The sequence below is a fragment of the Pseudoflavitalea rhizosphaerae genome (assembly GCF_003991355.1).
Lineage (GTDB): Bacteria > Bacteroidota > Bacteroidia > Chitinophagales > Chitinophagaceae > Pseudobacter > Pseudobacter rhizosphaerae.
On the sequence record NZ_RCSU01000009.1, the window covers coordinates 250,478 to 270,562 of the forward strand.

Consider the following 20,085-nt stretch of genomic DNA (forward strand, 5'->3'; position numbering starts at 1 on the left):
ACATTATGAAACTACGATTGACCGGAAACGTTATGCTATTGCTGTTGGCCCTGTCAACAGCAACAACAGCATTGGCATCACCAACCGTTCCACCCAATTATGAAAGAATGGAAATACTCATCACCATGCGTGATGGCGTTAAGCTGAACACGGTGATCTTCACGGTGCCTAACAGTTCAGAACCGTTGCCCTTTCTATTCCTTCGCACACCCTACGGCGTTAGTGGATACCCCTCCCCCAACGACATGATGAGCACTAAAGAAATGGCAAATGAAGGATACATTTTCGTATTCCAGGATATCCGTGGGCGTTATAAATCCGAAGGTAAATTTGAAATGATGCGCTTCACGCGCGACAAATCCAAACCCGGCGCCATCGATGAGAGTACAGACACCTACGATACCATCGAATGGCTTCTAAAGAACATTAAGAACAATAATGGAAAAGTGGGCATGTTCGGCGTGTCCTACAATGCATGGACCGCCATGCAGGGCGCTGTAGACCCGCATCCCGCCCTCAAGGTCATTTCAGAAGAAGCCACCCCGGCTGATATGTATCTCGGCGATGATTTTCACCACAATGGCGCATTCCGCCTCAGCTATGGATTCGAGTATGCTTTCAGGGAAGAGATCAGCAAAACAGATTCCGCTTTTCCTTTCACCAAACTAGATACTTATGAATGGTATCTGCAACTGGGCGCACTTTCCAATGTGAACAAAAATCATTTCCACAACAAGATCCCTACCTGGAATAATTTTGTGAACCATCCGGACTACGATGATTTCTGGAAAAAACAGGCGCTTGCTTACAGGCTGGATTACCCGCGCGTAGCCGTTCTGCATACCGCTGGCTGGTGGGACCAGGAAGATTTCTATGGGCCGCTGAAAGCTTATGCCCTGCTGGAAAAAAGAGACAGCAACCATCGGAATTATTTTGTTGCCGGTCCCTGGAACCATGGCGGATGGGCAAGGGGCGATGGAAAAACCTTGGGAAAGATCCGCTTCGATCAACCTACTTCAGAACAGTACCGTGCAGAGATCCAGGCGCCCTGGTTTGCCTGGCACCTGAAAGGAAAAGGTGATGGCAAATTCCCGGAGGCACGCACTTTCCAGACGGGTTCCAATACCTGGCAATCCTATAATAGCTGGCCTCCCCAACAGGCAAAAGCTACTAACCTGTACATGCACCCGAATGGTAAACTTTCCTTCACCAAACCAAACGGAGGAGAACAGTCATACGATGCATATGTTTCAGATCCTGCCAACCCTGTTCCCTATCGTCCGCGTCCGATCGTGCCTACCTATTCCGCCACTTCCACCTGGAGATTCTGGCTGGTGGACGATCAGCGCTTTGCACACCACCGCCCCGATGTGCTCACCTGGGAAACGGAAGCTCTCGAAGAAGATATCACCATCACCGGGGAAATATTCGCAAAATTATTTGCTTCAACCACCGGATCAGATGCAGACTGGATCGTGAAACTGATTGATGTATATCCCGATCATTTCCCCGAAGAACCGCTCATGTCGGGCTATCAGCTGATGATCGCAAACGACGTGTTCCGCGGTCGTTACAGGCAAAGCTTCGAAAAACCTACTGCCCTGCAACCGGGAAAAGTGAACAATTTCACCATCGATCTGCATTCGGCCAACCATGTATTCAAAAAAGGACACAGGATCATGGTACAGGTACAAAGCAGCTGGTTCCCGATCATCGACAGGAACCCGCAAACCTTCGTTCCGAATATTTATAAAGCGAAAGACAGTGATTACAAAAAAGCGACACACAAGATTTTCAGGAGCGCTTCCTTCCCATCGCATATTCAATTACCCCTGGTCAAATAATTCACAATCATGAAACGAATAATTTTTCTCTCACTTGCTTTTACCACAACTGCTTCCGCTGTTGTGGCGCAATCGAAGCTCCAGGCTCCTCCCAACCTCGATGCCGTGGTGCAAAATGTACTCAGCAGTTTTGAAGTGCCGGGCATCAGCATCGCCATCGTGAAAAATGGAAAAGTAATATTGGCGAAAGGATACGGAGTAAGACAACTGGGGCAACCCAAACCTGTAGACGAGCACACGCTGTTCCCAATCGCCAGCAATACCAAGGCTTTCACTGCAACAGCGCTGGCCTTGCTGGTACAGGAAGGAAAGATCAAATGGGATGATCCCGTGATAGATCACCTGCCCTGGTTCCGCATGTCTGACCCTTTCGTTACAGCCAACATGACCATCCGCGACCTGCTGGTGCATCGCAGCGGATTGCCCGCTTATGCCGGCGACCTGCTCCAGTTTCCGCCTACGGATTATAGTCGTGAAGCCATCGTTCGCAAACTGAAAGATATTCCGCTGGCAGCTTCATTCCGGAGCACCTATGCATATGACAATATCCTTTACCTGGCAGCAGGCGAAGTGATCAAAGCAGTGAGCGGACAAAACTGGGAGGATTTTGTACAACAGCGTATACTCGACAAAGTGGGTATGCGTGAATCCGTTCTTCGTTTCTCCAAACTAAAGCAGCAACCCAACCTTGCTACCTCACATGCGCCGGTGAATGGAAAAGTTCAGGTACTGGAAAACTTCTTTGAACAGGGCTTTTCCGATGTATCGGCTCCGGCCGGTGGGATCGCTTCCAATGCTGTGGATATGGCGCAATGGATGCTGGTGCAGCTCGATTCTGGTCGCGCTTCCAATGGCAACCAGGTGTTCAAACCCTCGGCTATAAATGAACTCTGGAAGCTGGTTACGCCCATGCCATTCGGGAAAGCGAATGAAGCTGTGAAGCCCGCCAATATGGATTTCCTGGGATATGCTTTAGGATTCAATGTTTTCAATTACCGTGGTGTAAAAGTAGTTGCGCATGGCGGCAAACTGGATGGCTTCGTTTCCCGGATGACATTGTTCCCTGACCTCGATCTTGGCATTGCCGTACTCACCAACCAGGAAGGTGGCGGGCCCTACGCCAGCATCACCAATACCATTGCCGACTATTATTTGAATGCACCCTCTTTCAACTGGGTAGAAGGATATAAAAAGATAGCAGTCGCCAACCGTGAAGCAATCCTGAAAAAAGAAAGTGGACAGGCGCAACTGCGCAATACACAATCCAGTCCATCACTTCCGTTGAGTGCTTATGCAGGGACCTATACAGACAAATGGTATGGAGATGTGATCATATCACAAGTAAACAACAAATTGTCCATCCGTTTCGCTCATTCGCCACAGTTAGCAGGAGAGCTGGAGCACTGGCAATACAATACCTTCATCGCCCGCTGGAAGAACCGTGGTTTGAGGGCAGATGCTTATATCACATTCTCCCTTCGTGCAGATGGCAGCATCGAACATGCCACCATGAAAGCCATCAGTACACTCACAGACCCCAGCCACAACTTTCACGATCTTCTGCTGAAACGGAAATAAACTACCGGCTAACATAGTGCAAAATTCAGGCAGGAATAGCCAATTCCTGCCTGTTGCCATTATTTACATTAGTGTTTAATCGGATATACAGTCCCTGAAAATTTTATTCCATTATGATGAGGTCATTGCTCCTATCCCTGATCAGTTTATTGTTGCTGCCAGGATTTGCTACATTGAAAGCACAGGCTCAGGCGCCTGTGAAGATCGTTTCGAAACCCGTTGCCGGCGCATTTCCCCTCGCAGGCAGCAATCAGGCAGCTCCCATATTTTTCGATGCCGGTGAAAAAAAAGTGATCGGCATCGCATCCAAAGCTTTTGCAGATGATATTCACCGCGTAACCGGGCTCAAACCAGCCATCAGGAATGATCAGCAGCCCGTGGCAAAATATGCCGTGATCGCAGGCACCATCGGTCAATCCAACCTGATCGATAAACTGATCAGCAGTAAAAAGATCTCCGTTGATAATATTCGGGGCAAATGGGAAACCTTCCTGATAGCAGTGGTAGACAAACCATTCGCAGGAATGGATCAGGCATTGGTGGTGGCTGGTAGCGACCGACGGGGCACCGCTTTTGGATTGTTTGAACTATCCGGTATGATGGGCGTATCGCCACTCTACTGGTGGGCAGATGTTCACCCTGAAAAAAAGCAGGCCCTGTACGTAACCCAGGGCAGCAGCCTGATTGGGCCACCATCCGTGAAGTACAGGGGCATCTTCATCAACGATGAAATGTGGGGACTGGCACAATGGTCTGCCAGGCATCTTGATAAAGACGTTCAAAGCATCGGCCCCAAAACTTATGAGAAAGTTTTTGAGTTGTTACTCAGACTGAAAGCGAATTATATCTGGCCTGCGATGTTTTATGAAACAAAACCATTCTATTATTTTCCCGGAAACCCTCAAACAGCAGATGATTACGCCATTGTAGTGGGCTCCAGCCATTGCGAACAAATGCTGCGCAACAATATTTCCGAATGGGATGTATACTTTGAACAGGAGTACAAAGAAAAAAAAGGCCCATGGCGTTATGATCTCAACAAACCGCAGATCCATCGCTACTGGAATGATCGTGTGAAGCAGTCGAAGAACTATGAATCCACCTACATGATTGGAATGCGGGGCGTGGGCGATTCCGATATGCCAGGATCGGCTACGAAAGAAGAAAAGATCGCACTCTGGAATACGATTGTCCGCGATCAGCGAGCCATGCTGGAAGAACATACCGGAAAAGCTGCCAGTGAAGTACCACAATTGTTTTGTCCTTACAATGAGGTGCTCGACTGGTACAGGACCGGAAAAATGGAAATCCCCGATGATATCAGTATGCTATGGGTAGACGATAATCATGGCTATGTTCGTCAACTTCCAAACAGCAATGAACAACAGAGAGCCGGTGGACATGGTATGTACTATCATTTCTCCTATCTCGGCCCCCCTGAAAGTTTCATTTGGTTATCCACTGTTGCTCCTGCGCTCACTTCTTATGAAATGACAAAATCCTACGCCTATGGCGCCGACAAGCTCTGGATCTTCAATGTGGGCGATATAAAACCGGCAGAAATGGAAATTGAGCTGGCAATGGAAATGGCCTGGGATATCGATAAATGGACTCCTGAAAAAGCATATCGCTTCCCACGTTACTGGGCCGCGAAAACATTCGGAGAATCCTTTGCAGAAGAGATCGGGAAGATCAAAAATGAATTCTATCTGCTGGCGAATTCAGGCAAACCCGAATACATGATCAAAACCCCGGTTACAACAGCAGAAGCGGAAAACAAGATCCTCCGCTATGAACAACTGGCCAGGTCTACAATTGCCCTTGGTAAGAAAATTCCTTCACGTCTCAAAGATGCCTGGTACCAGCTGATAGAATATCCGGTACTCGGTTCCTATTACATGAACCAGAAATCCTGGTATGCCAGGAAAAGCGTGATGCTTGCCAAATACGGAGATGCAGCTGCATTGCAGTACGCAAAAAAAGCGAAAAAGGCACATGAAGAGATCGGCAGGATCACCAAAAGGTATAACAAAGAAATCGCCAATGGGAAATGGGATGGCATTATGGTGGAGCAGATCAAAGCTCGCTGGTTCAATATGTCGATGCCCCCGGTTGCTACTGACAGCAGCCTGGCAGCTGCCAAGTCTCAACCATTGGCTGCCGCACCGGCAGAAGCAGTCCCTTTTATGATCAGCGCTGCCAGTTATACCACTAAAAAAGATAAACCAGGTTATACTTTGACTGGATTCAAAGGACTGGGCATTTCCGGAGCAGGGATCAGCATCATGCCTTTCACCGCCCCATCCATCAGCGATAGCGCAGTAGAAAGCGCTCCCTATCTCGAATATACAACCAGATTAGTGCCTGGCTATGCAGACATCAAAGTAAAGTTCCTGCCTACTCATGCCATCAACAGTAAGTACGGATTACGTTACGCCATTTCAGTGAATGGCAGTAAACCACAGGTCATCAATATCGAAGGAGCCGATCAATGGCGCAAAGGCTGGAGCACAAATGTACTGAGAGGTTACAATGCCGGTGAGACCAAACACAGGATCAATCATCCCGGAGAAAGTAAGATCCGCATTTACCTTCTCGATCCCGGCCTGGTGCTGGATGAAATAGCCATTTACTGACAGCAACCGCTTCCCTATTATACTGAATAGACAAACGATGACCTTCTGCAGAAGTTCCTTCGGTTTGTCTATTCGCATTTTATCACTATCCTTCCCGGCAATATGCCGGTAAAACGCTCTACTATGCGCATTCATCATCTTTTTTACCTCTTCTTCGCCCTGGCAGACTTGCCTGTACAGGCACAGACAACGGCTGCTAACAGTCATAAACATGCGAAATCAGCACTACAAGTAACTACCCGGTCATCCGTCAATGCATTTCCTTTGGTGAGGAACGGTGAGGCGGCGTCCATCTGTTATGATGCAAAGGATGCCGCTGTTGTTGGGATTGCTGCCAATGCACTGAAAACAGACATTGAACAGGTAACGGACATAGCGCCTGCAATTCAATCCGGTCCTGCATTAAAGGAATACATGGTGATTGCGGGCACAATTGGTCAATCTGTTTTGATTGATGAATTGATTTCCGCCAACAAACTGAATGTGGCCCGCGTGCGTGGCCAATGGGAAACCTTCACCATTGCAGTGATCGATCAACCTTTCCCGAAAATGAAACAGGCGCTTGTGATTGCCGGTAGCGACAGGCGGGGAACAGCTTTCGGCATCTTTGAATTGTCATCCATGATCGGGGTCTCTCCTTTTTACTGGTGGGCCGATGTCCGCCCGGAAAAGAAAAAGGAATTGTATGTGGAACCCGGTACTGCCATCATTGGGCCACCATCTGTCAAATACCGTGGCATCTTCATCAATGATGAAAAATGGGGGCTTGTTTCCTGGGCAAACAAAAACACGAATGATGGACAGAACAACCTGGGCCCGGCTGTATATGGAAAAGTGTTCGAGCTGCTGCTGCGACTAAAAGCGAATTACTGCTGGCCCGCGATGTATTACGGTACAACAGCTTTCTATAACACGCCTGCCAATCCGAAGCTGGCAAATGATTACGCCATCGTAATCGGATCATCGCATTGCGAGCAAATGTTGCGGAACAATCTTTTCGAATGGTCAGTGAATTTTGAAAAAGAGTACAAGGAAAAACGAGGCCCCTGGCGATACGACCTGAACAAATATCAGATCCATCGTTACTGGGAAGACCGTGTTGTGGAATCCAAAAATTATGAATCTACCTATATGATCGGCATGCGTGGCGTGGGGGATTCGGAAATGCCCGGGCCTGCTTCGCGGGAGGAAAAAATAAAATTATGGAACAGTATCGTGAAAGACCAGCGGGCGATGCTGGAGAAACATCTCCGCCAACCTGCTTCGGAGGTGCCGCAAACATTTTGTCCATATAACGAAGTGCTGGATATGTACCGTACCGGGCAGCTGGAATTGCCGGACGACGTAACGATGGTTTGGGTAGACGATAATCATGGCTATGTAAGGCAATTGCCGGTACCGGCAAAGAAGTCCAGGTCCGGTGGACATGGCATGTACTATCATTTTTCCTATCTCGGTGAACCGGAAGCCTATATCTGGCTGAGTAGCATCTCTCCCATGTTGACGGCTTTCGAAATGAAAAAATCATACGATCTCGGTATATCCCGGTTGTGGGTAGTAAATGTGGGCGATATCAAACCCGCGGAACTGGAAACAGCATTCTTTATGGAGATGGCATGGGATATCGAAAAATGGAATCCTGAAAATGCGCATACTTATTTGCGTAAGTGGGCAGCAGAGATATTTGGTGAGGCATTGGCAGGTGAGATTGCAAAGATCAAATCGCAATATTATGAATTGGCGGCTTCAGGAAAACCGGATCAGTTGCTGAATATTCCTTTTCAAACTGAAGAAGCCGACCAGCGTATCGGACGCTATCGCGCGCTGACTGCAAAAACGATCGCATTGGGGAAGCAACTACCTGCACGCCTGCAGGATGCCTGGTTCCAGCTGGTTCAATACCCGGTGCAGGGCGCATACTGGATGAATCAGCAAACACTGTATGCAAAACGCAGCATTTCATTGGCCAGGCAGGGAGATAAGACCTATTCACATTACGCAAAGCTGGCAAAAGCGGCCCACGACAGTATTTTGAGCATCACTGCGCATTACCACAAAGGCATCGCCGGTGGCAAATGGGATGGAATGATGAATACGGCCGCGAAAGAGATCACAAACAGGTTCTTTAACTATGGCGTACCAGTAGTTGGTACGGATAGTCTGTATCGTTCAGCCATTGCCGGCAGAAATCCTCCTGCGCCAGCAGACATAGCAGCAAGACCGAAACCGCTGCTTAGCATTGCCGCAAAGGATTATTCCATGAAGAAAGAAATGAAAGGATACAAACTGGCCAATATCCGTGGGATAGGTATTACAGGAATGGGGCTCGCCCTTCTCCCTTTTACTGCAGCCTCTGTAAAAGGTAATACGGTGGAAGGCGCATCCTGGGTGGAATACAGAGCAAAAGTGCCAGCAGGAGAGTACACGGTGAGAGTAAAATTCTTACCCACACATGCATTGAATAATGAACATGGACTGCGTTACGCCATCTCTTTGAACGGATCTTTACCTGAATTTGTGAACCTCGAAGGTCAGGGTGAGCATTGGAGTCAGCGCTGGGGTAATAACGTTATACAGGGCTTCATGTCAGGCACTAGCAGGCATCATATTAATTCATTGAGTCAGGCTTCGATCAGGATCTACCTGCCGGACCCGGGAATGGTGCTGAGTGAAATATCAATCGAAGAATGATCAAATAACCAGGGCGCCGCAGTATCCATCTTTACAGAATGGATGCTGCGGCGCTTCCTGGTTTTCCTACCTGATTCGAAACGGCTTAATGCACCCTCAGGTAGTCAAGTCCGAAATAAGCTGTCTTCTTTTCATTGGGCCTTGCCTCAGTGATCTCCACTTCCAGCAGATTTTCTCCTTTGTTGATACTGAAATTGCCCAGGTATAACATCTTCATTTTCGCTTTTTCTTCGTGCCCATCAAAGGAAAGCGAAATGGGTTGTCCGTTCATTTTCATTTTCACTTTTCCATAATCCGGAGCGCTGGTCAGGCGGGCGCTCAGGTGGAATTGTCCTTCTTCCTCCGACACAAATCTCAACACCATTTTATCTCCGGGCTTTCCTTCAGCCCAAAATGCCTGTGTATTATCGCTCCAATCATATCCTTTCAGATTCTGATAGGTGAGTTTGCCACCTGAAATACTCATTAGTTCCATATTTTCCCCTTCCACTTTTCCATGACTGATTATTGGAGAAACGATATCTGAACGTTTGATCGCCACCGGTAGTCTGGCAGTGGCAATTTCAGGTTTGATATTGGTAGTTCCGCCAGGCTGCATGTACCAGTAAGTTACCGGCGCATAATTGATCAGGGCTCTTCCCCAATGCCAGAGCTCCATATCGAAGGTCAGTTGATTGTTGAAGGGAATGGCATCGAGATTGCGGTAACGCATATTCACCGTGAACCCTGGCGTGAAATTGCCACTGCCATCGGGTTGTGCGATGAAAGGATGGTTCGAGAATTTTTCAGGACGGCACCAGGCATAACCATAATAATCCTCTGTGCCGGTTCCGATATGGGAGGGAAATTTTTCTCCATCTACATAAACTTTCTCATCGCCTTCTCCCCACCAGCGATGGATGGTATTGAACAAGGTGAGACCATCACCGGCATATACACCTTTGCCTTTAAGCTGCACATAGTTCACATCGAAGGGCTCGCCGGTTGCTTCCATATTCTTGACCTCACCAGTGAATATATTCGAGTATTGATGCCAGTTAGCACCGAAATGCATGGAGCGGTCATCCCATTTCCAGGGAGCTGTTTCAATCAGTCCTTCCACCTGAACAGGCGCATCCTGCAGGTTATGCAGCGTGAGTGTTGCTGCTTTTTGGAAGGGCATTACCCACCAGGCCGCCATCGTTCCATCATTGTTCACCTGTGAATACCAGGTATTGGAATAACGGACCTGGTAGCCGGTGCCGAAGAAATCACCTGCAGGTACCCATACCGTTTGTTCCCCATCGAATTTGAACGAAACGATGGTGCTGCGCAAAGCCTGTTCCAGGTTGGCAGCCGACAATTTCAGGCGAAAATACCTGACAGCGTTTGAGCCTCCGGGTAAGTTGATGGTGGATGATTGTCTGGCTGCAATGGTAGTATTGATATTTACAGGAGTCAGTGAGAGTGCCTGTAATCCCTTATCGCGGGTTGACAGTCTTTCCTGAACTGATTGCAACAGAGCCCTGTGTTTCTTCAGGTCTTTAAGGGAAAAGCTGGTGACGGAGGCATTTTGATAAGTGCGATAGTTTATATTGTAATAAACAGCTTCTCCTTTTTTGGCGCCGTAGTCCGTGATATTATTGGTTTCGTAGGTGATCCTGCAACTTTTGGCGTAAGGGATGGGCAGGTAGAGATTATGTCCGCGCATGGAATATTTCACGCTGTCGCTCACTGAAGCGGCTAAAGGGCCGTTCACAAGCGCAGTGCCGCTGATCACTTCCTTGGCAGATCCCTGGATTACCGGTTCGGATCTGCCATCTAAATAGAATCGAAGAATGCCATCACCGCTGTTGGCGCCGGAGAAGGTCATCCAGAAACGTACGATGGCGCCCGGTCCGGTGGTATCGAACAAAACATACTCTTTTCTTCCTTTATCAGCATCCAGTCGAATGAACATGGAGCGGTCCCAGTTTGCATACCAGCTCGAGTCCCCGGGCTTTGTGGTTGCGCGGTCGTAACTGCTGAACTGGGCCAGTGTGTAGGCAGGTGATGGGTACCGGGCAATGGCCTCCCTGTCTGCCATCTCGCGGAGCAGTGATTCAAAGTTGACTTGTTGCGCCTGGATAGATAATGAAAAACTGGAAAAGAGGAATAAACAAATGGCGATCGTGCAGGTCTTTTTCATATACATAGTAATTCTATTTTATTGATGTGGGCCAGGTATGGAAATGGCGGAGGGTAGCGTTTTCCCGCTTTTTCTGGAGTAAAAGTAGCCGGGGGTAAACTAAGAATATAATGTAGGATTAGCAGGAATTTGTACCGGATTAGCACTGGTATTTGTTAAGCAATGCTGCCGGCCCCGGACCAGAGACTACCTGCAAACCCGGGAAAGTTTTTTGAATTTCTTTTTTATAAAGAAGATTTTTCACTATTTTTGCCACCCATTTGGAGAAAGCTTGTAAGGATTGATTATCAATTGATCTGCAGCGTAAACTGAATGAAACGCCGGGGTAGCTCAGGCGGTTAGAGCGCAGGATTCATAACCCTGAGGTCACGAGTTCAACTCTCGTCCCCGGTACAAAAGAAAAGGACTTTTCATTCAAATTGAAAAGTCCTTTTCTTTTAAGGTATTTATTTATTTTTTCCTTCTGAAGGAGGAACCGCTACTTGATACTGTATTCCACCAGCTCCGATACTGCATCTACACCCGGAGCCGTATCCGGATCTCCTTCACTAACGATCTTGATGATGCCTACTCCTTTTGCTACATAATAGTCATAGTACATAAAGCTAAATATGCCAATGTCGAAGACATCATACTTCAGATTCAACCGGGTATGGATTACATTTTTGTAAGTTTTACCCTGGACTGTCATTGTAAGATCACGTTCTACTATCTTACCAGGAATCTTTGCGGCAAAACCGTTTCCGTGTCCACCTGCAAAATCCCAGGTAAAGCCAGCTGCTTCTTTATCGTTCAGGTACAATTGCGTCAGGTCAAATGCAGCGCCTGAATTGGGTGAAACGCCTGCAGCCCTCAGGTAATAATTATTTCCTTTTACACCATAATAGGCCGATCCGGTGGTTCCACCGCTATTATTCCCTTCCAATAACACATACTCGATACCATCCATGGTTTTCTTATTGCCTGAAACAATAACGGTATTTTCACCAGCAAACGTGCCGGTTTGCTTGTATTTCCAGTAACTGCCTTTGGTCAATGGCTGATAAGTGTCCTGAGTGGAGCCTCCACCGGAGTTGTCGTCGCTTTTATCTTTTTGACAGCTTGTAAGCAATACAATGATAGCAACAAAGGATAAGACGGATCTTTTCATACTTAGGAGTTTCAAAAAAATGAGTAATTAATAAAGAAGATAGCTGAATCAGCTATGCGAAAGAACAATCAAAACCCATCAGGCTGGAATATGGGTAATTGTCCTTTTCTTGAATTGCGAATAAAACTAATCAAATTCTTCAAAATAAAAAAGCCCGCCTGCATTCTTCTTACAGACGGGCCATACTCTACTCAACAATCCGGCATTTACTGCAGGAATATCTTTCTGATAGCCTTATTGGTAGCATCCAGGATATAGATACTTCCATCAGCTCCAATGCACATATCAGTCATTGAATTGAATTTTGCTTCGGCCAATGTTCCATCCTGATAACCCCAGGCAAATCGCTGGACAGTACTAACAGTCCTGCTAGACATTTCCACTTTTCTCAATGCCTTGTTATTGTTATCCGCCACCAGCATCTCTCCGGGATTAGCCAATACAGCACTGCTGATACCGTTGAACTGCGCCATATAGCTCACACCATCTGCAAAGCCCGCTTCAGAGCTGCCTACAAAATCAAAGCTTTGTCCGGCTGCAGTAGTGGTCCGCACTCCGTTTCCACTATTTGCATTCTGGTCAGGATAATAAATATTGCCGGAAGCATCCACCACAATACGACTCATCACCCAGTAAGGGCCACTGACCTTTGTATAAGTTCCAACAGTGGTTACCCTGTTGATCCCTTGCGCAAAACCTCCTACGTTCGCATATATCACACCGTTACCATCAATGGTGATCTGGGTAGCAGCAAATCCGGAAGTATGCACCGTATTCCCACCGGCAGGCGTTATCTTCCTGATCTGGAGTGCGCCCATATCTGAAACGAATATGTTATCGTTTTTATCGATGGCAATACCGGATGGCTGATTGAAAACGATGTCCGCACCACCTGCCTGCAAATTGGATACAGTTCCATCCGGCGTGATCTTCTTTACCAGCTTTGCCTGCTGGTCCACTACATAAAGGTTACCATCACTATCAATAGCCATTGCAACAGTACCGGCATAGAATACAGAGCTGGACGGTCCTCCCACCAATGTCATAACACCTGCACGTTTGAAAGGCACCGGGGACAATGCCTCCAATCCATTCACAACTACTTTCACCTGTCCGGTGCTCACCGTTGGAGGAGCAGTCAGCACAAGGCTGGTTTCAGTAGCCGTGGTTACTGAAGCAGGAACGCCATTGATAGTAACGGTATTCTCAGCCGCCACTGTACTGAAACCTGTACCGGTAACAGTAATATTCGTTCCTGCCAGACCGTTATCAGGTGTGATACCTGTAATGCCCAGGGTCTGGTCCCTGAACTGGGGACCTTCCGTAGCCTGGTCATTCACCACTACGCGAACAGCTCCTGATCCGGTTCCACCGGGCAGGGTTAGCTGTAGTTGGTTCCTGGAAGCGGAAGTTACAGGCACTTCCACATTATTGATGAATACTTTGTTCTCGTCAAGCTCAGTACTGAAGATATCACCCGTGATGGTCATCACCGAACCCTTCGGACCACTCAGCGGAGACACCACGTTGATCACTGGCTTGCCCACTACCGTGAATGCAGGACCGGTGATCTTTTGCCCATTGATGTTCACACTTACAGGACCGGTGGTCACTTCCTCAGGAACCTGTACCACAATTTCCGTTTCGGTTGCAGACACTACCATCGCAGGCTTACCATTGAAGTCGATGACATTGCCCTCTGTTGATGTTTCAAAACCACTACCGCGGATGGCTACACGCGTATTGGCGCCACCGCTCAAAGGTTTGATAGCACTGATCGCCTGGTATTTGAAATCCTGGCCTTTCGCTTCCATGCCATCCACTTTCACGGTAACCGGACCGGTACCTGCATCAGCAGGGATCTCGGCAACGATCAACGTATCAGTCACACTCACGATCAGCGCAGACATCCCATTCACCAGTACTGCTGCGGGTTCCTTCACACTGCTGAAGCCGGCGCCACTGATCCTGATCTGCGATCCCACGGTGCCGTTATTGGGAAATACACGGCTTACCGTCAAAGCCTGGTAAGTGTATTGACCAACTTCATAAGTCTTCTCCTGGTAAACAAACGACAGGTTTCCTGTTTTACCATTTACCGGCATTCTCAACACCAGGGCTTCAGAAGTGGCGCTGACCATTTCTGCATCAGCGCCGGCGATTGCTGCTTTGTATTGTGAAATATTACGGGAAAATCCTGTACCCTCGATGGTAACCAGCGTTCCTGCCTGACCACTGTTGGGATAATAATTTTTGATGGCCATCTGTACGGGCGGCGCCTTATCATCCTTCTTACATCCTGTAGCAATCAATACTACCGAAAAAGCAAGCAGGACACTGAAGAGGAACAGCCATTTACTGTAGACTTTCATATTCATGTGCATATAATCAGTTTAAAACTTAGAATGTGTACCTGACGCCCAACTGCATCTGTGTTCTTGAACCGAAATAATCGATGCTGTACAACTTACCCGGATCCTTGAATGTGTATACAGGATAATTGCCGGGATTCTGCTGCGGCGGGAACAGCGTTGGCGTCAAACCCACGCTGGCCGTACTGTTGAAAGTATTGGGCGAAAAATACTGAATGCCCCAGTTCCGGTTCAGCAGGTTGGTGACATTCATCACATCCACTACCACCGTAATGAATTGCGACCTGGACTTGTTCAGGAAGATATCTTGCGATACATGAAGGTCAGCCTGTACATTCCAGGGAGTGCGGCCCAAATTCCTTTCCGTGAAATCCCCTCTCCTGGAGCTGAGGTATTTGTTCTTATCGATAAAGGCATTGAATTCATCAGCCTGCTGTTGTGCAGTTTTTCCGGTTGCATCTTTGAAGAACCTCACAGCTTCTTCCCTGTTGGGGATATACACCAGCGACACCTGCTGCGGCAAGCCCTGGACACTGTTGTTCACAATTCCATAAGTGAAAGGCACACCGGATTGTGCGCTGAAGAAAAGACTTATATTCGTCTTACCGGCCTTCTCCCAGTAATGGGTATACGATGCATTGGTCACAATACGATGACGTACATCGAAATTACTGTACGCCAGCCCGGGATTATTCGGCACCAGGCTCTGGTTCAGCTGCCAGTTGCTTTCCATGGAGTTCCTGACACCATTGCTCAGATCTTTGGATTGGCCGTAAGTGTAGGCTACCGTAGCATTCAACTTGCTGCCGATGGTTTTGGTGGCAGAAGCGGTTACACTATAGCGATAGCCCTGATTGGTATTGCTCAGCAAATAAGTATTGGAAAAACGGGGATCAACCGTTCCACTGTAAATGGGCTGCTGATGATTCTGATCATATCCATAATAGCGGGGTTCATCACTCACATTCAATTGTTGGAACATGATGTCCCTGATCACTTTGGTATACAATCCCTCTACGGTAAATTTCCATTTGTTCATTGTTTCATAATCCACACCCAGGCTTCCACGAAAAACCTTGGGCATCACGAAATCATTGTCCACCAGGTCCACCTGGGTTTTTCCGCTGTTGGGATTATTGATCACAGCGCCATTCTGTTGTATGAATTCGCCTATACCATTGGGATTGGGTTTGATGGCATCACTGCCGGGTGCGAAATTCTTATCGTCTGCACGCTGATCGAAAGCGCCATAGCTGCTACCTGTATTGTAATAAGCGTAAGCCAGCCAGGCGAAAGGAATACGGCCGGTGAAGAGGCCGGCGCCACCACGAATGATCAGGTCGCCGTTCCCAATTGCATCATAACGAAAACCTACACGGGGCGACAACTGAACCTTATTCAGGAATTTATTTTCGATTCGGTTCAGCGGCGTATAGGTATAAGTGTTACCAAAGTTGGGATCGGAAAGGATGCTGCGCACCTTATCACTCATCACAGGCATATCGGGCAGGTAAGCCATGTCTGCACGGAGACCGGGCGTGATGCGCAGCTTATCGTTCACCCTGATCTCATCTTGCACATATAAACTGTACATATGTACATTGAAAGTGGCAGCAGGATTGTTCATGATGTACTCACGCGTATTGTTGGTATAGTTGTAGCTTCCGCGTACCCTGTAAGGATTGTTATTTAAGAAGTCTTCAATGTTAAGATAATCAACGCGACCATTCCAGCCGTTCACGAAGCCATAGCGGATATCGTACAGCTCATTATGAGTACCCACCAGGAACTTATGTGCGCCGGAACTGTAATTCAGGTTGGCGGTGAATTCCCAGGTGCGCTGCCTCATGTTGAAGATGCTGGCTTCGCGGTCTGTTCCGAGATAGATGGTAGTGCCTGGTGTGCGGCCCATGATCTGCACCTGCGGAAGACTGGGATCACTGAGCGGGTCCCGCTTATCATTCACCTGCGTGAAACCCACCACCAGGTTACCGGAGAGCTGGTTGCTGAAGCGGCTCTTCAATTCAGCCACGGTACTGGTCTGGTTATTGGTTTGCTCAAATGCCATGCTGCTGAAGCGAAAATCCTGCTGGTCGCGGTCCATATGCGTGGCCTTACTCAGGATAGTATTGTTGCGAATGGCGAGCTGGTGATTGTTGTTGATATTCCAATCAAGGCGGTTGAAGAATTTCCTGGACTCGCTGGTATTGGTGGAAAGCCCTGCTGTACCGGCATCGAAGATATTACCGTAGCGGCTTTTCACTGCGTCGCTGATGGCGTCAGCATCGGCAGTGGAAAGGATATGGCTTGTCTCTTCAGTACCAACTGTAAGCTGTGTTGGATCCTGTCTTTTTGTGATCTCTTCGTTGGTGAAGAAGAAGAGTTTGTTTTTGATGATGGGGAAACCAACGCGGAAGCCGGCCTGGTAATCATAGAAATCATCGTTCATCTTTCCCAGTTTACCTGCTTTGTCCTTTCCTGTGATAGCAGCAAACCTTCCGAAGCCATACACAGATCCGGCAATATGGTTGGTGCCGCTGCGCGTTACTGCATTCACAGAACCGCCTGTGAAGTTACCGATCTTTACATCGAAAGGCGCAAGATACACCTGCATATCTTCGATGGCATCGAGGGAGATGGGATTGGTGCGGGTGCTGCTGCCGGCCATTCCGGATGTGCCGGTCTGGCCACCGAGTGAAGGGCTGAAACCGATGGCGTCGTTATTGATAGCGCCGTCGATGGTGACGTTGTTGTAGCGGAAATTGGAGCCTCCGAAACTATTATCCCGGCTACCCTGCGGCGTAAGCCTGGTGATATCCGTGATACTCCTGTTCACAGTAGGCATATTGCGCACCTGGTCTGCACTGATATTTTTTCCTGCTCCATAGGTATCAGCGCGTGCGCTGAGTTTTCTTCCTCTGGCAGAAACTGTCACAGCATTCAATTGCTGGCTGCCGGGCGTCATTATGATATCAAGCTGCTGTGAACCTCCCAGCCTGATATTCACATTATCCCTGGTTTCTGTTTGCATACCTACCATGGATACCGTAATCGTATATCCATTACCGATACGCATATTATTGAGGAAATAAGATCCTTTTTCATCGGCAGCTACCGAGTACTTTGTGCCGGAGGCCATGTGAAGGGCTGTGATGCTGGCTCCCGCCACTACCCTTCCGGCAGTATCTTTTATTTTTCCGCTGAGTGATCCGGAAGTTTCCTGCGCATTACCGGCAAGGCTCAGCAGCATTACCAGGCAAAAAAAGGACCAACCGGCTTTTCCAATATTCTTCATGAGTTATTTTTTTCGATCTTTTTGATGCTGACTATTGAGTAATGCGAAGCGTATTGTTGATCACATGCAATACGCCGTTACCGGTAAGGACATCCCTTTTTACCAGCGACACATCGGAAGTATTACCGATCCCCCGCAATGAAATGCTGTTGAAACTACCGGGCGCCTGGGGGTCAGCCAGCAGCTTTATATCCACCGTATTGCCATTCAGCATGGCTTGTTTTGTAGTGTTTAAAGAACCGGTGCTGAGGATATAATCATAAATGAAACGCCTGTCGCGCACCACGTGATAGTCAACCAGCGCTTTCAATTGCAGAGGATCGGTTTCGAGGATCTGTTGTACAGTTTGATACCCTCTCGCCTTCATGGCAGTATTATTGGGAGCGAATATGGTGAAAGGACCTGTTCCATTGATGGTTTCCAGCACACCTGAACTTTTCAGCGCCTGTGAGAACAATGTGATATCATTCTCTGCGGCAATGGCGTCACCAAGACGATCGTGCGTGTAAGGAACCAGCACCTGGTTGATCACCTGGATCAGTCCGTTGGAAGCAGGGATATTGGAAGCCAGTACCCGCGAGCCATTGATGGTAAGTACGGTATCGCCGCTTTTGATCCAGTGTGTGGCAAACATTTTTCCACCGCGGGAGCGCAGTTCCTGGTTGAAGAGATAAGGCAGTTTGTTGAGCTCATACTTTCCATCAATGGTATGATAATTGGCGATGCGTGTGATCACATCTCCGTTGGCGCCAAGGATAGCTAACGAACTACCATAACCGGCATTGTTGAAAGCAAGATCGGAAGGAGCCAGTAAGGTATATGGGCCTTCACCCGCCTGGAGCGATCTGTCGATTCCGCTGCGGCGCAGGGTTGCACTCATGGCAGAGAGATTGAAGTTATCGGCCACTACCAGGTTGATCTTGTTGTTATCGTAATCGCTCAGTTGTCCGTCGTTGTCTTTCACGCAGGAGCTCATTCCCAATATGGATAGCAAGGAAAAGAAATGTATTGTTTTCTTCAGCTTCATGTTAGTTCATTTTAAGGTCTTTGGGAATCAGTAAGCGATCAACTACATGGAGTGGGCCGCTCAGGGTGGAGATGGTTTCCAGTACAGTGGCTGGTTCAGCAGCGGAGCCTTTTACCTGTACCGTAGGTTTACCATTCTTCTCTCCGAAGTTGAAAGGCATCTTATACTCGAAGTACCCCACAAAATTGCTGAGCAAAAAATCTCCCAGGTAATCATTGCGGAGATCGTTCACGTAGAACAGGTTCGCCACCGGCCTTCGTTTACCATAAATACCTGAATAAGCTGTGTTATCCAATCCATAATCCCAGTGGTAGGCAAAAATGGAATCGGTCACATACCCGAACCCGGAAATCTCATAAGTGTTAAAGTCAAATACAGGTTCCTGGAAGAGCTTTTCATTCATGGCCAGCACATCATCGATGGTCTGGAAGCCGGCTGCATGGAAAGCATCATTGGTAGGCGCAAACATGGTGCTGAATCCCGTATAGCCAGTACCCCCCGGGTCATAGGGGTCAACCTGGATCTCATAGTACAATGTATATTGCGTTCTCCTGCCATCAACCCAACCCCAGCCGCCGGGATCCCAACCTGCATTCTCTTCATATATTTTCCTGTATTTGAGATCGAACAACTCGTCAACTTTCTTTTGCAACTGAATGAACATGCTGAACCTGGGATCAGTTTCCAGGTATGACCAGAAAGATTTGTCCACAGGTCTTGCCTGTACTTTATCCAGCATATATACATAACCATATTCAGCGGGTACTGCTTTATTGAGGTCACCGGAAGGCATACCATTCACCCACAACCTATCACCCTGGCCTTTCAGCATCTGCCTGTACCAGTATGCATCGCGGGAAATATTGTTCGGCTCATCACTACCGTAATAGTATGCCCGGACATAGAGCCCTTTCTTTTTGAGAAGGCTGACAGTTTCCATATTGCCGGCAACACGCAGCAACTGATCCTTTGTGATGGTATTCCTTACTACATGAAGGGCTACGATGGTATCAGCATCCAAAGGCGCCATACCTGCTATCGTTGTTTCCGTATAGCCTGCCGCCTGCATGGCAGCATCGGAGGGAGCCAGAATAGTGAGGGGTATTTTTGTGGTGAGCAGGGAATCCATATTGCTTTGCTCAATCAGTTTTCGGAACAAAGGAGTGTTCTTTAAAATTTCGGCAACAGGCTGGTGTACGGGGTCCGCGTAAGGGATCTTTTCTCCCTCGGGCGGCGGGATATATTCATCCTTTTTGCATCCTGTGATCAATGCCAGGAGCATCAATGCAGTAAACCCGTATTGTATATAAGTTTTCATGTGTAAT

At 47.9% G+C, this 20,085-nt stretch carries 10 protein-coding genes and 1 tRNA gene; 5 read left to right on the forward strand and 6 right to left on the reverse strand.

Annotation, left to right across the window (positions count from 1 at the left end):
* The first annotated feature begins 5 nt into the window (after positions 1-5).
* The 4 genes from D9Y29_RS17015 (at position 6) to D9Y29_RS17030 (ending at position 8,749) form a co-directional block, all read left to right on the forward strand.
* Entirely contained in the window at positions 6-1,844 is a 1,839-nt protein-coding gene (locus D9Y29_RS17015; protein WP_206513814.1) for a CocE/NonD family hydrolase, read from the forward strand.
* 9 nt (positions 1,845-1,853) lie between these two features.
* Entirely contained in the window at positions 1,854-3,422 is a 1,569-nt protein-coding gene (locus tag D9Y29_RS17020) for a serine hydrolase (RefSeq protein WP_127130361.1), read from the forward strand.
* 113 nt (positions 3,423-3,535) lie between these two features.
* A complete protein-coding gene (locus D9Y29_RS17025) occupies positions 3,536-6,058 on the forward strand; it encodes a glycosyl hydrolase 115 family protein (RefSeq protein ID WP_127130363.1) in 2,523 nt (840 codons plus the stop codon).
* A 123-nt stretch (positions 6,059-6,181) separates the two neighbouring features.
* Positions 6,182-8,749 carry a glycosyl hydrolase 115 family protein gene (locus tag D9Y29_RS17030; protein ID WP_164735444.1) on the forward strand — a complete coding sequence of 856 codons (2,568 nt, stop codon included), beginning with the start codon at positions 6,182-6,184 and terminating at the stop codon, positions 8,747-8,749.
* A gap of 85 nt (positions 8,750-8,834) precedes the next feature.
* On the opposite strand, the gene D9Y29_RS17035 is transcribed toward D9Y29_RS17030, so the two are convergent.
* Complete coding sequence (locus D9Y29_RS17035; RefSeq protein WP_164735445.1) at positions 8,835-10,916, reverse strand: glycoside hydrolase family 172 protein; 2,082 nt, start codon at positions 10,914-10,916, stop codon at positions 8,835-8,837.
* A gap of 319 nt (positions 10,917-11,235) precedes the next feature.
* Here D9Y29_RS17035 and D9Y29_RS17040 point away from each other — a divergent pair.
* A tRNA-Met gene (locus D9Y29_RS17040) sits at positions 11,236-11,309 on the forward strand.
* Between the two features lie 85 nt (positions 11,310-11,394).
* On the opposite strand, the gene D9Y29_RS17045 is transcribed toward D9Y29_RS17040, so the two are convergent.
* The 5 genes from D9Y29_RS17045 to D9Y29_RS17065 all read right to left on the reverse strand — a co-directional run bounded on the left by D9Y29_RS17045 (position 11,395) and on the right by D9Y29_RS17065 (position 20,078).
* Positions 11,395-12,066 (reverse strand): hypothetical protein, encoded by a 672-nt coding sequence (locus tag D9Y29_RS17045; protein WP_127130369.1) that lies wholly within the window; start codon positions 12,064-12,066, stop codon positions 11,395-11,397.
* A 206-nt stretch (positions 12,067-12,272) separates the two neighbouring features.
* Positions 12,273-14,444, reverse strand: coding sequence for an IPT/TIG domain-containing protein (locus tag D9Y29_RS17050; RefSeq protein WP_164735446.1), 2,172 nt, complete (start codon positions 14,442-14,444; stop codon positions 12,273-12,275).
* Positions 14,445-14,466: 22 nt separating this feature from the next.
* Complete coding sequence (locus D9Y29_RS17055) at positions 14,467-17,733, reverse strand: TonB-dependent receptor (RefSeq protein ID WP_127130373.1); 3,267 nt, start codon at positions 17,731-17,733, stop codon at positions 14,467-14,469.
* Positions 17,734-17,764: 31 nt separating this feature from the next.
* Complete coding sequence (locus D9Y29_RS17060) at positions 17,765-18,760, reverse strand: fasciclin domain-containing protein (RefSeq protein ID WP_127130375.1); 996 nt, start codon at positions 18,758-18,760, stop codon at positions 17,765-17,767.
* Between the two features lies 1 nt (position 18,761).
* The gene (locus D9Y29_RS17065; RefSeq protein ID WP_164735447.1) at positions 18,762-20,078 is read right to left on the reverse strand and encodes a fasciclin domain-containing protein; all 1,317 of its coding nucleotides are present in this window, start codon (positions 20,076-20,078) and stop codon (positions 18,762-18,764) included.
* Between the last annotated feature and the right edge of the window lie 7 nt (positions 20,079-20,085).

Coding starts and splice junctions, on each gene's coding strand:
- D9Y29_RS17055 (WP_127130373.1), bottom strand. CDS start 17,733: ATGAAGAATATTGGAAAAGCCGGTTGGTCCTTTTTTTGCCTGGTAATG.
- D9Y29_RS17015 (WP_206513814.1), top strand. CDS start 6: ATGAAACTACGATTGACCGGAAACGTTATGCTATTGCTGTTGGCCCTG.
- D9Y29_RS17045 (WP_127130369.1), bottom strand. CDS start 12,066: ATGAAAAGATCCGTCTTATCCTTTGTTGCTATCATTGTATTGCTTACA.
- D9Y29_RS17060 (WP_127130375.1), bottom strand. CDS start 18,760: ATGAAGCTGAAGAAAACAATACATTTCTTTTCCTTGCTATCCATATTG.
- D9Y29_RS17025 (WP_127130363.1), top strand. CDS start 3,536: ATGATGAGGTCATTGCTCCTATCCCTGATCAGTTTATTGTTGCTGCCA.
- D9Y29_RS17020 (WP_127130361.1), top strand. CDS start 1,854: ATGAAACGAATAATTTTTCTCTCACTTGCTTTTACCACAACTGCTTCC.
- D9Y29_RS17030 (WP_164735444.1), top strand. CDS start 6,182: ATGCGCATTCATCATCTTTTTTACCTCTTCTTCGCCCTGGCAGACTTG.
- D9Y29_RS17050 (WP_164735446.1), bottom strand. CDS start 14,444: ATGAATATGAAAGTCTACAGTAAATGGCTGTTCCTCTTCAGTGTCCTG.
- D9Y29_RS17065 (WP_164735447.1), bottom strand. CDS start 20,078: ATGAAAACTTATATACAATACGGGTTTACTGCATTGATGCTCCTGGCA.
- D9Y29_RS17035 (WP_164735445.1), bottom strand. CDS start 10,916: ATGAAAAAGACCTGCACGATCGCCATTTGTTTATTCCTCTTTTCCAGT.